A 14,259-nucleotide genomic window follows, 5' to 3' on the forward strand; every position below is an offset into this window, starting at 1 on the left:
CCCCGGTACGGGCAGAGGGCGAAGCGCCCCCTCCGGGAAGGGCAGGGTGGGGGCCGTGCCGACGCTGCGGCTCCGCCGCGTGGGCCCGCCGCACGTGCCCAGGACGGCGCAAGGGCCCGTGCGCCCCCTTCTCGCGCCGTGGTTGAGGATGCCGCCGCCCCACTACCGTCGGAGGCGAAGGCGACATCCGGCCCGGCGCCCAGCGTTGTGCGTCCCCGGATGCGTACCTCCGCTGCGAAGGTGGGACCTGTGAAGGCCATTCGTCGATTCGCCGTCCGCCCCGTCCTCCCCGAACCCCTCGCCCCCCTCAGCGAGCTGGCCCGCAACCTGCGCTGGTCCTGGCATTCCGGGACCCGAGAGCTCTTCCGCGCCGTCGACCCCGAGGGGTGGCGCGAGGCCGGGGGCGACCCGGTGCGGCTCCTCGGCGCCGTGTCCGCCGGGCGGCTCGCCGGGCTCGCCCGCGACCACGGATTTCTGCACCGGCTCGCGGACGCCGCCGGCGACCTCGACCACTATCTGCGCGGGCGCCGCTGGTACCAGGAGCAGCAGGCCGACGACGAGCCGCTGCCCGCCGCCGTCGCCTACTTCTCGCCCGAGTTCGGCATCACCGCCGCACTGCCGCAGTACTCCGGCGGCCTCGGCATACTGGCCGGCGACCACCTCAAGGCCGCGAGCGACCTCGGCGTCCCCCTCGTCGGCGTCGGACTCCTCTACCGCCACGGGTACTTCCGCCAGTCCCTCTCGCGCGACGGCTGGCAGCAGGAGCACTATCCCGTCCTCGACCCCGACGAGCTGCCCCTGACCCTCCTCCGCGAGGCCGACGGCAGTCCGGCCCAGGTCGTCCTCGCCCTCCCCGGCGGCCGTTCGCTGCGCGCCCGTGTCTGGCAGGCCCAGGTCGGCCGCGTACCGCTGCTGCTCCTCGACTCGGACGTCGAGGAGAACGCCCCGGGCGAGCGCGACGTCACCGACCGGCTCTACGGCGGCGGCAGCGAGCACCGCCTGCTGCAGGAGATGCTCCTGGGCATCGGGGGAGTGCGTGCGGTCCGCACATTCTGCCGGCTGACGGGCCACCCCGAGCCCGAGGTGTTCCACACCAACGAGGGCCACGCCGGATTCCTCGGTCTCGAGCGCATCCGGGAACTGGCCCCGTACGGTCTGGACTTCGACGCGGCACTTGAGGCCGTCAGGGCCGGGACCGTGTTCACGACGCACACCCCCGTCCCGGCCGGTATCGACCGATTCGACCGCGAGCTCGTCGCCCGCCACTTCGGCGACGACGGCGAACTGCCCGGAGTCGACGCCGCACGGGTGCTGCAGCTCGGCATGGAGAGCTATCCGGGCGGCGAGCCGAACGTCTTCAACATGGCCGTGATGGGTCTGCGCCTCGCCCAGCGCGCCAACGGCGTCTCGACGCTCCACGGCGCGGTCAGCCGCCGGATGTTCGCCGGCCTGTGGCCGGGCTTCGACGCGCCCGAGGTGCCCATCACCTCCGTCACCAACGGGGTGCACGCCCCGACCTGGGTGGCGCCCGAGATCGGCAGCCTGGGGGACGCCGTGGGGGTGACGCCCGACGCCGAGCTGTGGGAGCTGCGCCACGAGCTGCGCGGACAGCTGGTACGGGAGGTACGGAAGCGGCTGTACGTGTCGTGGCGGCAGCGCGGGGCGAACGCCGCGGAGCTCGGCTGGATCGACGGGGTCCTCGACCCCGGGATCCTCACCATCGGCTTCGCCCGCCGCGTCCCCGCGTACAAACGTCTCACGCTGATGCTCCGGGACCGAGACCGGCTGATGGAGCTGCTGCTGCACCCCACCCGGCCGGTGCAGATCGTCGTCGCGGGCAAGGCCCATCCGGCGGACGACGGCGGGAAGCGGCTCATCCAGGAGCTGGTGCGGTTCGCGGACGATCCGCGGGTGCGCCACCGCATCGTCTTCCTCCCCGACTACGGGATCGCGATGGCGCGCACGCTCTACCCCGGCTGCGACGTGTGGCTCAACAACCCGCTCAGGCCGCTGGAGGCGTGCGGCACGAGCGGGATGAAGGCGGCGCTCAACGGCTGTCTCAACCTGTCCGTCCTGGACGGCTGGTGGGACGAGTGGTACGAGCCCGACTTCGGCTGGGCCGTCCCCACGGCCGACGGCTCGGCGGCCCATGACGACGACCGCCGCGACGAGCTGGAGGCCGCGGCCCTGTACGGGCTGATCGAGGAGCGCATCGCGCCGCTCTTCTACGACCAGGACCGCGACGGGCTGCCCGGCCGCTGGATCGAGATGGTCCGCCGTACCCTCACGACGCTCGGCCCGAAGGTGCTCGCGGACCGGATGGTGCGGGAGTACGTGGACCGGCTGTACGCCCCGGCCGCCCGCGCCCACCGCGTCCTCGCACTGGACGCGGACGCGGCCCGGGGGCTGGCGGCCTGGAAGTCCCGGGTGCGCGCGGCCTGGCCGGGCGTCGCCGTCGACCATGTCGAGGCGGGCGCGGCGCTCGGGACCGCGGAGCTGGGCTCGACGCTCGCCCTGCGGGTCAGCGTCAGGCTCGGCGCACTCCAGCCGGACGACGTGGAGGTGCAGGCGGTGGCCGGCCGCGTCGACTCCGACGACGCGATCGCCGACGCCCAGGCCTTCCCGCTGAAACCCGCCGACGACGGACCGGACGAGTCGGGCCGCTGGATCTACGAGGGCCCGCTCGCCCTGGACCGTACCGGCCCCTTCGGCTACACCGTCCGGGTGCTGCCCTCGCACCCGCTGCTTCCGTCCGGCGCCGATCTCGGGCTCGTTGCGCTGCCGACGGAGACGACGGGTGAGAGGGCGGGAGTGCTGATGCGCTGACACCGTTGCGGCAGTTGGGCGGGGGCCCGTGTTCATGGAGCGGGCCCGGGTTCCACGGACGGCGTCACGCTCCCGCCTCCGCCCGCTGTTCGGGGTCGCACCGGCATCAGTGCACGGGGAACCGCCGCTGCCACCACGATGTGTTCGTCCACACCCACCACCTGCGGCCGTCGCTGCCGACGGAGGGCGGGACGGCCTTCCACTTCACCGACGAGCCCGCCGAGACCGCTCTCCGTCGGGCGTTCGAGGCGGCCGAGGGCAAGGACGTGCGCCTCGGCGGAGGCCCGGCCACCATCCGGCAGTACCTGCGCGACGGGCTCGTCGACGAGCTGCTGCTCGTCCACCGTGTCCCATCCCTTCCCCGCGGCGGGTCCTGGCAGCGGACCCGCGAACCTGGCGGAGGGGCCGGAGGACACGTGCGGCCGCCCTGGGGGAGCGTCTCCATCCCCCAGGGCGGCCCGTGGTGACGCGTGCGCCTTACGGGAACGTCAGCTTGAAGCTGTTGATGTACCCGGTGTCCAGCGCCGCCACATCCTGGACCTTCAGCTTCCACACGCCGTTCGCGACCTCGCTCGACGCGTTCACCGTGTACGTCTCCACGACGTTGTCCGCGGAGTCGCTGCCGCTGGAGTTCTTCAGGCGGTACGCCGTGCCGTCCGGGGCCAGCAGATCGATGACCAGGTCACCGCGCCAGGTGTGGACGATGTCGACGCCGACCTTGAGCGTGGCCGGCGCATTGCCGGTGCGGCCCGAGACGGTGACCGACGACGTGACCGCCGCGCCGTTGTCCGGGATCGCGACGTCCGCGGCGTTCTCGAACGATGTGCCCGTGTCGCCGCCGGGCCGGGAGCCGACGTTGACCCCGGCCCAGGCGTCCGCGACGGCCTTGTACTCGGCACTGCTCGCCCCGTACAGCTCGCTCGCGACGGCGAGCGTGCCGGTGCGCGCGCCCGCGTAGTTCGTGCTCGAGTTGAACTTCGTCGTCAGCGCCTTGAACCAGATCAGCGACGCCTTGTCACGGCCGATGCCGGTGACCGGCAGACCGTCCGACGTCGGCGAGTCGTAGTTCACGCCGTTGACGGTCTTGGCGCCGCTGCCCTCGGAGAGCAGGTAGTACCAGTGGTTCGCCGGGCCGGACGAGTAGTGCACGTCGATGCCGCCGATGCCCGAGTACCACGCGTCCTTGGAGGAGCCGTCCTTGCTCGGCTTGTCCATGTAGCGCAGCGGGGTGCCGTTGCCCCGGATGTCGATCTTCTCGCCGACGAGGTAGTCGCCGACGTCCTGGGGGTTGTTGGCGTAGAACTCGACGGCCGCCGCGAAGATGTCGGACGTCGCCTCGTTGAGGCCGCCCGACTCGCCGCTGTAGACCAGGCCGGCGGTGTTGGAGGTGACGCCGTGCGTCATCTCGTGCGCGGCCACGTCGATGGAGGTGAGCGGCTTGGTGTTGCCGGAGCCGTCTCCGTAGGTCATGCAGAAGCAGCTGTCGGACCAGAAGGCGTTGACGTACGCGTTGCCGTAGTGGACGCGGGAGTACGCGCCGACGCCGTCGCCGCGTATGCCGCTGCGGCCGTGCACGTTCTTGTAGTAGTCCCAGGTGAGGGCCGCGCCGTAGTGTGCGTCGGCGCCCGCGGTCTCCAGGTTCTGCGGGGTGCCGTCGCCCCAGGTGTCGTCGGAGCCGGCGAACAGCGTGCCGGTGCCGGAGGTGCCGCGGTTGAGGTTGTACGTCCTGTGGTTGCCGCGGCCGGTGTCGGTCAGCGTGTACGACGGCGCGGTGCCGAGCGTGACCTGGCCGCTGTACATGGTGTTGCCGGTGCCGTTGTGGATCGCCTGCCACTCGTAGAGCTTCTTGCCGGTGGTGGCGTCGGTGACGACGTGCAGCTCGTTCGGGGTCCCGTCGTGCTGGAGGCCTCCGACGACGGTCTCGTACGCGAGCATCGGCTTGCCCTGGGCCATCCAGACGACCTTGCGCGGGGCCCGGTCGGCGGCGCTCTTCTTCGAGCCCTCGGCCCTGGCGGCGGCGACCGCCTGCTGCTCGGCGGCGGCGGGCGCGACGTCGGCACTGGTGTCGACGTTCTCGAGCGCGGCGGGGGATGCCTTGGTGACGGACTCGGTGCTCCCGGCCTTCGTCTCGGCGACGACCAGGTCGCCGCCGAGCACGGGCAGGCCCGCGTAGGTGCGCTCGTAGCGGGTGTGCGTGGTGCCGTCCCGGTCCTGGACGACATCGCGGACGACGAGCTTCTCCTGGGCTCCGAGGCCGAGTTCGGCAGCGGTGGCGGCCTTCGTGGCGTTGGCCTCGCGTATCAGCTCGGCCCGCTGCGCGGGGCTGAGCTGCGCGGGCAGCGCGCCCGGGTCGGCGGCCGTTGCGGCCTGCTTCTTCGGTGCGGCGGCCGGGGCGTCGTCGGCCGCGGTGGCGGAACCGGACTGGACTCCGACGGCGAGCATGGCCGCGGCTGCGAGCAGAGCACCGGTCGCGGTGGCACGACGGCGACGTCTGGGGGTGGGTCTCACACGGACTCCTTCTGCGAGGGGGGTTACGGGCAGCTGGGTGGGCCACCCGGGCAGAGCGACGGAGCGGGTGCGGAGCATGTGGTGCGGGGATCGTGGGAAGAGTGGCAGCAATGAGCGCCTATGTCAGGAGCGCGTCAATAAGTTGGCCGGAAACCGTCCGTTCCCCGAAAAGTCATGTTCGTTGAGCGGACGTTTGGCCGATCGCCACCGTGACGCCATCGAGGAGGCGGGCGGGCCTGAAGGTGAAGGGCGCGCCGGGATCCGGAACGGCGTCGTCCCGGTCGGGCGGAGAAGTGGGCGGAGGGTACGCGCCACCCGGGAGGACCGCTGCGGACTCTGGCTCGATCCGTGCCGTCCGCCCGTCGGCCGACGGCCCGTGTCCCGGGGCGTGCGGTCCGGCCGGGGTCAGGCCGTGGGCCTGGGGTCCACCCACAACGCCTCGGCGAGGGCGCACAGTTCGCCGTCCGCCGAGGCCAGGGCGACGCCCATCGTGTGCTTGCGCCCCGACTCGTCCTGGAGCCAGGCGTACGAGATGTGCGGTTCGCCCGCGGTCACGGGGCGCAGCAGCGTCCCGGTGAGGGCGGCGGTGACGGCGCCCGGGCGCTGGGTGCCGAGCAGACGGCCCGCCCAGTTGCCGGGGCAGTCCAGCGCGCCCCACACCAGCTCGGCCGGCAGGAGCCCTTCCGTGTCGGCGAGCGCAGGGTCCGGCACCCAGCCGCAGGCCACCAGTGCCCGGCCGGGCACGGGCGTGCAGTGCTGGCGCAGACCGCGGTCGGGCGCACGGTCCAGGCCGCACCCGAAGCAGTCGACGAGACCGGCGGGCGGCGCCGACCGGAACGCCTCGGCCGCGGCCACCGCCTCGCCCCACGACGGCGTGCCGGGCGCATCGACCCGCAGCTCGGCGGGGACCGCCGTCGCCAACGGCCGCGCACCGTCTCCCAACTCCGCGCCACCGCCCACCGTTCCGGCGATCCGCACGGGCACCTCCACCGGCACCGGTCCGCGGAAGTCCACCCGTACCGTCTTCGCACCGGACCGCTCCGCCAGCACCCCCGCCACATAGCCGCCGAAGGCGACTCCGGGATAGCCCACGAACAGCTCCGGCACCACGATCGCGTCGCTCGTCGTCATGGTCCCCACCTCACCACACCACGGGCGACTGCCCGTCGGGCCGGTGGCGAGGATGCGCCGGGGCGGGACGGGCCGTCGCGCCGGCGATACCGGCCGGCACGGCCGGTATCGCCGGTCCCGCGAGCCCTGCCGCCGCTCGCCGTCCGACACCTGGCACGAGGACCTCCCGGAGCGAACCGTTGATGCCCCGTCACGGATCGACGGGGTGCCGTCGGTGCTGATGATCGCCTCGTCCGAAGCCGAGCCCCGCGCCGATGTCCGGGTGCGAGGCTCGCCACGCCGGGCCCATCAGGGGCACAGGCCGGAGCCTGAGCCCTTCACCCGCACGGGCCGGCGCGGCGGTCACCCGTCAGACCAGGCTCTCCTGCCACGCCCGGTGCAGTCCCGCGAACCGCCCCGTGCCGCGGGTGAGTTCGGCCGGAGTGCCGTCCTCCACGATCCGGCCGTGCTCCATCACCAGCACCCGGTCGGCGATCTCCACCGTCGACAGCCGGTGGGCGATGACCACCGCCGTACGGCCGCGCAGCACCGTGTCCATCGCCCGCTGCACCGCGCGCTCACCCGGAATGTCCAGCGAGCTCGTCGCCTCGTCGAGGATCAGCACCGCCGGGTCGGCGAGCAGCGCCCGGGCGAACGCGACGAGCTGGCGCTGGCCCGCCGAGATCCGGCCGCCGCGTTTGCGCACGTCCGTGTCGTAGCCGTCCGGCAGAGCGCGGATGAAGTCGTGCGCGCCGATCGCCTTGGCGGCCTGCTCGATGTCCTCACGGGTCGCGTCGGGCCGCCCGATCGCGATGTTCTCCGCGACCGTGCCGGAGAACAGGAACGCCTCCTGGGTCACCATCACCACCCCGCGACGCAGTTCGGGCGTGGCCAGCTCGCGCAGGTCGACGCCGTCGAGCAGGACGCGCCCGTCCGTCGGGTCGTAGAAGCGGGCCAGCAGCTTCGCGAGCGTGGACTTGCCCGCGCCGGTCGAGCCGACGACCGCGACCGTCTGGCCTGCCGGGATCGTCAGACCGAAGCGGGGGAGCACCTCGCCGCCGGTGCGGTAGGCGAACCGGACGTCCTGGAACACCACCTCCCGCCCGGGGCCGGCGGCGTCGGAGCGTGCGTGCAGCCGCGCGGGGCGGTCGGGCTCCGGCACGGACGGCGTCTGCGCCAGCAGGCCGGCGATCTTCTCCAGCGACGCGCCCGCCGACTGGTACGAGTTGAGGAACATGCCGAGCCGGTCGATCGGGTCGTACAGCCGCCGCAGATACAGCACAGCGGCCGCGAGCACGCCGAGCGCCAGCGTCCCCTCGGTCACCCGGTACGCGCCCCACAGGACGATCCCGGCGACGGCGGTGTTGGCCACCAGACGGGAGCCGACGACATAGCGTGCCATCTCCAGCAGCGCGTCGCCGTTGCTGCGGGCGTGCCGGTCGTTCAGCGTCCGGAAGCGCTCGTCGTTCGCGCGCTCACGGCGGAAGGCGCGCACCGGCCGGATACCGTTCATCGTCTCCGCGAACTTCACGATGACGGCGGCGATCGCGGTGGACCGCTCGGCGAACACGACGCCCGCGCGGCGCTGGTAGAGCCGTACGAGCAGGTACAGCGGCACGAAGCTGAGGACGGCGAGTCCGCCGATGCCCAGATCCAGCCAGAGCAGCATCGCCGAGATGTAGACGAAGGCGAGGATCACGGCGATGAGCTCCTGGAGCCCCTCACTGAGGAGTTCGCGCAGCGACTCGACATCCGTGGTGGAACGGGAGATCAGCCGCCCGGAGGTGTACCGCTCGTGGAAGTCCACGCTGAGCGCCTGGGCATGCCGGAAGATGCGGCCGCGCAGATCGAGCAGGACGTCCTGGTTGACGCGGGCGGCGGCGCGGATGAACGCGTACTGGAACGCGCCGGACGCGATCGCGCACACTGCGTACCCCGCGCCGACCACCACGAGCGGCCCGTGGTCGCCGCGGCGCAGCGCGGGCACGCCGCTGTCGATGGCGTACGCGACGAGCAGCGGGCCCGCCTGCGCCGCGGCCTGCTGCAGGAGCAGAAGGAGCGCGGCGAGGACGACGCGGGCGCGGCGGGGTGCCAGCAGGGACCGCAGCAGCGCTCCGGTGGCGCCGTCGGCAGCAGGGAGCGCGTCGCGGTCGAAGGGATCGCCTCCCGTGTCCGTGCGTCGCGCGCCGGTGCTCCCTGCGTCCGCACGGGCGTCCTCGGCGGAACCGCCGGCCGCGGCGTCCTCGGCGTCCGGCTGCGGTGTCGTGGCCGTCGATGGCGTCATCGGGCTCGCTCCTCGGCATGACCGCCCGACATCAGCCAGGCGTACTCGGCGTTGTCCCGCAGCAGTTCGTGATGGGTGCCGACGGCGGCGATACGGCCGCCCGACAGCAGTGCGACCCGGTCGGCGAGCAGGACCGTGGACGGCCGGTGCGCCACGACGAGGGCGGTGGTGTCCTCCAGGACACGACGCAGCGCGGCCTCCACGAGCGCTTCCGTGTGCACGTCGAGCGCGGACAGCGGGTCGTCGAGAACCAGGAACCGCGGCCGTCCGACGACCGCGCGGGCGAGTGCGAGCCGCTGCCGCTGACCGCCGGAGAGGCTGAGGCCCTGCTCTCCGACCTGGGTGTGGACGCCCTGCGGCAGCGTCGACACGAACCCGGCCTGCGCCACGTCCAGCGCCCGCCGCACCTCCTCTTCCCCGGAGCTCTCGGCGCCCATCCGCACGTTCTCCCCGACGCTCGCCGAGAAGAGCGTCGGCTCCTCGAACGCCATCGACACCAGCAGGCGCAGCTCCTCGCGGGGCATCGCGGCGATGTCCCGCCCGTCCAACGTGATCCGTCCGCCGGTCACCTCGTACAGCCGGGGTACGAGCGCCGTCAGCGTCGTCTTGCCGCTGCCCGTGCCCCCGACGAGGGCCATGGTCTCTCCGCGGCGGATGTGCAGCTCGATGCCCTTGAGCACCGGTTCCGCGCCCGCTGGCGCGTCGGGGAAGCGGAACTCGACGCCCTCGAACCGCAGCCCGTCGCCACGCGGGGCGGACCCGGCGTGACGGGTTCCGGAGGAGACGGTGCCCTCCTCCCGTTCCTCTTCCGCGTCCAGGACCTCGAAGTACCGGTCCGTCGCCGTCGCCGCCTCCTGGCTCATCGCGAGCAGGAATCCCATCGCGTCCACCGGCCAGCGCAGGGCGAGGGCCGTCGAGAGGAAGGCGACGAGCGTGCCGGCCGACAGGCTTCCGTCCGCCACCTGCATCGTGCCGGCGACCAGCGCCGCGCCGATCGCGAGTTCGGGGACGATCATGATGATGCCGAAGATGCCCGCGAGCAGTCGGGCCTTGACCAGCTCCGTGCCACGCAGCCGCTCGGTCAGTGCGCGGAAGGCCTTCGCCTGGCTGCGGTGGCGGCCGAAGCCCTTGATGATGCGGATGCCGAGCACGCTCTCCTCGACGACGGTCGTCAGATCGCCGACCTGGTCCTGTGCCGTCCGCGCGACCGTCGAGTAGCGCGCCTCGAACCTGGCGATCACGAACACGAGCGGAGCGACCGGCGCCAGCAGGATCAGCCCGAGCGTCCACTGCTGGGCCAGCATGATCCCCGCGCCGACGAGGATCGTCACGCCATTGACCAGCAGGAACGTCAGCGGAAACGCGAGGAACATCCGCAGGAGCATCAGATCCGTCGTCCCGCGCGACAGCAGCTGCCCCGACGCCCACCGGTCGTGGAACGCCACCGGCATCCGCTGCAGATGCCGGAACAGATCCGCCCGCATCGCGGCCTCGACCCCGGCCAGCGGTCGCGCCACCAGCCAGCGCCGGAACCCGAACAGCACCGCCTCCGCGATGCCGAGCAGCAGGAGATACAGCGCCCCGAGCCACACCCCGCCGGTGTCCCGCTCCGCGACCGGCCCGTCCACCATCCACTTCAGGACCAGGGGGATCACCAGGCTCAGACAGGACGCGACGACGGCGACGAACGCCGCCGTGAACAGCCGGGCCCGTACGGGCCGGACATAGGGCCACAGCCGCAGCAGCGAGCGAACGGCGGACCGGTCATCCTTGGTGACTGAATCTGTTCTGGGCATCAGGGGCGAGCCTACGGTTCACCACTGACACCGGCCCACCGAGTTTTCGGTGACGGTGGCCACGGCGGCGAGGGTCGTACGAGTCCGTCAACCGATCGGCCGATGCGCCTTCGAGCGCGTCGGCCGATACCGCGCCGGGGCGCCTGACAGCACTCTCGTACGCATGGCGATTGTCGAAGTGAACGGACTGCGCAAGTCCTACGGCGGCCGGGCGGCCGTGGACGGGGTGACCTTCGGCGTCGAGGAAGGCGAGATCTTCGGGATCCTCGGCCCCAACGGCGCGGGCAAGACCACGACCGTCGAATGCGTCGAGGGGCTGCGGCTGCCCGACGCGGGCACGGTCCGCGTCGCAGGACTCGACCCGGCGGCCGACCACGAACGCGTCACACGCCTCCTCGGCGCGCAGCTCCAGGAGAGCGAACTGCAGCCGAAGCTGACGGTGCGCGAGGCCCTGGAGCTGTACGCCGCGTTCTACCCGCAGCCCGCCGACTGGCGGCCCCTCGCGGAACGTCTCGGCCTCACCGAGAAGCTCACCACCTGCTTCGCCAAGCTTTCCGGCGGCCAGAAGCAGCGGCTGTTCATCGCGCTCGCGCTGATCGGCAACCCGCGCGTCGTCGTCCTCGACGAGCTCACCACCGGACTCGATCCCCGCGCCCGCCGCGACACCTGGAGCCTGATCGAGGAGGTCCGGGCCGGCGGCGTCACCGTCCTTCTCGTCACCCACTTCATGGAGGAGGCACAGCGGCTCTGCGACCGGATCGCCGTCATCGACAAGGGCAGGATCGCAGCGCTCGACACCCCGTCGGGACTGATCCGGCGCACCAGCGGCGCCACCGTCATCTCGTTCACCCCGTCACAGCCGCTCGACGCACGCGAGCTGGCCGCGCTGCCCCAGGCGGCCGACGTCGAGACCCGGGCCGGCCGGGTGGTCGTCCACGGCACCGACGAGACCGCGAACGCCGTGATCACGCTCCTCGCACGCCACCGCATCACCGCCCATCAGCTGCGCGTCACCGAGGCCACGCTCGACGACGCGTTCCTCGACCTCACTGAGGAGAAGACCTGACATGCCGTCCCCCGCAACCGCCGTCCTGAGGACCGAGACCCGGCTCTTCACCCGTGAACCCGGCAGCCTCTTCTGGATCCTCGTCTTCCCCTCCGTCCTGCTCACGGTCATCGGCCTCATCCCCTCCTTCCGGGAGGCGTCCGACGACATCGGCGGCCGCCGCGTGGTCGATCTGTACGTCCCCGTCGCCGTGCTCCTCGCCATGATCATGGCCGGCCTGCAGGCCATGCCGCCCGTCCTCACCGGCTACCGGGAACGCGGCATCCTGCGTCGGATGTCGGTCACACCGGTGCGGCCGGCCGCGCTGCTCACCGCGCAGCTCGTGCTCCACGGAGCCGCCGCGCTGCTCTCGGCGCTGCTCGCCGTCGCCGTCGGGCGGATCGCCTTCGGCGTGGCCCTGCCCGGGCAGCCCGGCGGCTACCTCCTCGCCCTCGTCCTCACCACGGCGGGGGCGCTGGCGCTCGGCGCGACCGTGTGCGCGGTCTCCCGCACACAGAAGATCGCGACGGCGATCGGCTCCGTCGTCTTCTTCCCGGCGATGTTCACCGCCGGGGTGTGGGTGCCGGTGCAGGCCATGCCCGACATGCTCCGGGACATCGTCCGGTTCACCCCGTTCGGCGCGGCGTCCGAGGCACTGGACCGGGCGGCGGCGGGCGGCTGGCCGAGCTGGACCGCCATCGGGGTCACCGCGCTGTGGACGGCGCTGCTGACCGGTGTCGCGGTCCGCTGGTTCCGATGGGAGTGAGCCTTTCCCGGCGCACGGGGGACACTGGGCGCATGACCACCGCCGAACAGCGCTGGGAGCAGTTCTTCCGCCACGGTCCGTACGCCCTGCTCGGCCTCTCCGCCCCGATCGCGGCCGCCACCGCGCCGTCGCTGACGCCCGGCACCGAACGGTACGTGGCACTCGTCCTGCTGCCGGTGGCACTCGCCCTGGAGCTGTGGTGGAGCCGAACCCGGCCCGGGATGCCCGAGTTCGCCGTACCCGCGCGGATCTACTACGCCGTCCGTACCGTCCTCGCGTTCGCGCTCACCTGGCTCAACCCGTTCTTCGCCGTCTACGCGGTTCTCGGCTACTTCGACGCCGGCATCCTGCTGCCGCGCCGCTGGGTCCGCGCCGGGCTGGTCGCCACCGCCGTGACGATGGCGGGCTCGCAGTCCGGGGGGCTGCCGCCGGCGTCGGCGATGAACTGGGTGGCGTTCGGCGCGCTGTTCGCCCTCAACGCCTGCCTTTCGCTCGTCTTCGCCCGGATCGCGGTCGAGGAGGCCGAGAGCGCGCAGCAGAAGGCCGCCACCATCGTCGAGCTGGAGCGCATCAACGCCCGTCTGGAGCAGGCCCTGGAGGAGAACGCGGGGCTGCACGCCCAACTCGTCGTCCAGGCCAGGGAGGCGGGCGTAGCCGACGAAAGGCGACGGCTCGCCGCCGAGATCCACGACACCCTCGCGCAGGGACTGACCGGCATCATCGCCCAACTGCAGGTGGTCACCGGCACCGACGATTCGCATGTCGCCCGCACGCACGCGGAGCGGGCCGCCGCCCTCGCCCGGCACAGCCTGGGCGAGGCCCGCCGTTCGGTGCAGAACCTCGCCCCGTCCGCCCTCGCCCACGACGAGTTGCCCGTGGCGCTGGAGAAGACCGTCGCCGAATGGTCGGAGCGCAGCGGGGTGGCGGCCCGTTTCATCCTCACCGGGGCCGTGGAGCCGCTGCACGACGAGGTCGCCGCGACACTGCTGCGGATCGCGCAGGAAGCGCTCGCCAACACCGACCGGCACGCCCGCGCGGACCGGGCCGGGGTGACCCTGTCGTACATGGGCGACGAAGTGACGCTCGACGTCCGCGACGACGGGCGCGGCTTCGATCCCCGTGCCCTGCCCGCCCGCACCGGCACGAGCGGTTTCGGCCTGGACGGTATGCGCGCACGCGCCGCCCGTATCGCCGGCTCGGTCACCGTCGAATCCGAGCCGGGCGGCGGTACGGCGGTCTCGGCTCGCGTACCGTTGGTGCGCCATGGCTGAACAGACCATCTCCGTGCTGATCGTCGACGACCATCCCGTCGTACGGGACGGGCTGCGCGGCATGTTCGAGTCGGCGCCCGGATTCGCCGTGCTCGGCGAGGCCGCCGACGGCGCCGCCGGGGTCGCGCTCGCCGAACGGCTCGACCCCGATGTCGTCCTCATGGACCTGCGGATGCCCGGCGGCGGCGGGGTCGAGGCCATCGCGGAACTCGCCCGCCGCGGTGCCCGCGCCAGGGTCCTCGTCCTCACCACGTACGACACCGACGCGGACACCATCCCCGCGATCGAGGCGGGCGCGACCGGCTATCTCCTCAAGGACGCCCCACGCGAGGAGCTGTTCACCGCGGTCCGGGCAGCCGCCGACGGACGTACGGTCCTCTCCCCGGCGGTCGCCTCCCGACTGGTCTCCCGCGTCCGCAACCCGGCCCCGCGCGACGAACCCCTCAGCGCCCGGGAACGCGAGGTCCTCGCCCTGGTCGCCAGGGGCACCTCGAACCGGGAGATCGCCGCCGAACTGTTCATCAGCGAGGCCACGGTGAAGACCCATCTCACCCACATCTACGCCAAGCTGGCGGTCAAGGACCGCGCGGCGGCGGTTGCGGCCGGCTACGACCGGGGAATCCTGGGCTGACCGGGCGCGCGGGCGTCCGCCC

Annotated in this window: 10 protein-coding genes; 6 read left to right on the forward strand and 4 right to left on the reverse strand. The window is 72.7% G+C overall.

All coding sequences use genetic code 11. The features are described from left to right. Nucleotides 1-249: 249 nt before the first annotated feature. Nucleotides 250-2,826, forward strand: a complete 2,577-nt coding sequence (glgP, locus tag ABT078_RS03220; RefSeq protein ID WP_351223729.1) for an alpha-glucan family phosphorylase — start codon at nucleotides 250-252, stop codon at nucleotides 2,824-2,826. Nucleotides 2,827-2,966: 140 nt separating this feature from the next. Then, a complete protein-coding gene (locus ABT078_RS03225) occupies nucleotides 2,967-3,293 on the forward strand; it encodes a dihydrofolate reductase family protein (protein WP_351223245.1) in 327 nt (108 codons plus the stop codon). 10 nt (nucleotides 3,294-3,303) lie between these two features. Here the strand turns inward: ABT078_RS03225 and ABT078_RS03230 are convergent, their stop codons facing one another. The 4 genes from ABT078_RS03230 to ABT078_RS03245 all read right to left on the reverse strand — a co-directional run bounded on the left by ABT078_RS03230 (nucleotide 3,304) and on the right by ABT078_RS03245 (nucleotide 10,524). Beyond that, nucleotides 3,304-5,334 carry a M4 family metallopeptidase gene (locus ABT078_RS03230; RefSeq protein WP_351223247.1) on the reverse strand — a complete coding sequence of 677 codons (2,031 nt, stop codon included), beginning with the start codon at nucleotides 5,332-5,334 and terminating at the stop codon, nucleotides 3,304-3,306. A gap of 405 nt (nucleotides 5,335-5,739) precedes the next feature. Then, on the reverse strand, nucleotides 5,740-6,465 hold the full coding sequence (locus ABT078_RS03235; RefSeq protein ID WP_351223249.1) for a hotdog fold domain-containing protein: 726 nt from the start codon (nucleotides 6,463-6,465) through the stop codon (nucleotides 5,740-5,742). Between the two features lie 349 nt (nucleotides 6,466-6,814). Next, entirely contained in the window at nucleotides 6,815-8,728 is a 1,914-nt protein-coding gene (locus tag ABT078_RS03240) for an ABC transporter ATP-binding protein (protein ID WP_351223251.1), read from the reverse strand. After that, nucleotides 8,725-10,524, reverse strand: coding sequence for an ABC transporter ATP-binding protein (locus tag ABT078_RS03245; protein ID WP_351223253.1), 1,800 nt, complete (start codon nucleotides 10,522-10,524; stop codon nucleotides 8,725-8,727). Before ABT078_RS03245 ends, ABT078_RS03240 begins: the two co-directional genes overlap by 4 nt. Nucleotides 10,525-10,687: 163 nt before the next feature. On the opposite strand from ABT078_RS03245, the gene ABT078_RS03250 reads away from it, so the two are divergent. From ABT078_RS03250 to ABT078_RS03265, 4 genes are read left to right on the forward strand one after another with little or no spacing between them, the layout of a single operon-like run. Then, nucleotides 10,688-11,590, forward strand: a complete 903-nt coding sequence (locus ABT078_RS03250; RefSeq protein WP_351223255.1) for an ABC transporter ATP-binding protein — start codon at nucleotides 10,688-10,690, stop codon at nucleotides 11,588-11,590. 1 nt (nucleotide 11,591) lies between these two features. Beyond that, entirely contained in the window at nucleotides 11,592-12,335 is a 744-nt protein-coding gene (locus ABT078_RS03255) for an ABC transporter permease (protein ID WP_351223257.1), read from the forward strand. Between the two features lie 32 nt (nucleotides 12,336-12,367). Continuing rightward, nucleotides 12,368-13,606: a sensor histidine kinase gene (locus tag ABT078_RS03260; protein WP_351223258.1), complete on the forward strand. Its 1,239-nt coding sequence runs from the start codon at nucleotides 12,368-12,370 to the stop codon at nucleotides 13,604-13,606. Continuing rightward, the gene (locus tag ABT078_RS03265; protein ID WP_351223260.1) at nucleotides 13,599-14,237 is read left to right on the forward strand and encodes a response regulator; all 639 of its coding nucleotides are present in this window, start codon (nucleotides 13,599-13,601) and stop codon (nucleotides 14,235-14,237) included. The genes ABT078_RS03260 and ABT078_RS03265 overlap by 8 nt, the downstream gene beginning before the upstream one ends. Nucleotides 14,238-14,259: the final 22 nt, after the last annotated feature.

It is taken from the genome of Streptomyces sp. NPDC002133, assembly GCF_040296405.1.
GTDB lineage: Bacteria > Actinomycetota > Actinomycetes > Streptomycetales > Streptomycetaceae > Streptomyces.

Coding starts and splice junctions, on each gene's coding strand:
- ABT078_RS03235 (WP_351223249.1), bottom strand. CDS start 6,465: ATGACGACGAGCGACGCGATCGTGGTGCCGGAGCTGTTCGTGGGCTAT.
- ABT078_RS03240 (WP_351223251.1), bottom strand. CDS start 8,728: ATGACGCCATCGACGGCCACGACACCGCAGCCGGACGCCGAGGACGCC.
- ABT078_RS03245 (WP_351223253.1), bottom strand. CDS start 10,524: ATGCCCAGAACAGATTCAGTCACCAAGGATGACCGGTCCGCCGTTCGC.
- ABT078_RS03250 (WP_351223255.1), top strand. CDS start 10,688: ATGGCGATTGTCGAAGTGAACGGACTGCGCAAGTCCTACGGCGGCCGG.
- ABT078_RS03255 (WP_351223257.1), top strand. CDS start 11,592: ATGCCGTCCCCCGCAACCGCCGTCCTGAGGACCGAGACCCGGCTCTTC.
- ABT078_RS03260 (WP_351223258.1), top strand. CDS start 12,368: ATGACCACCGCCGAACAGCGCTGGGAGCAGTTCTTCCGCCACGGTCCG.
- ABT078_RS03265 (WP_351223260.1), top strand. CDS start 13,599: ATGGCTGAACAGACCATCTCCGTGCTGATCGTCGACGACCATCCCGTC.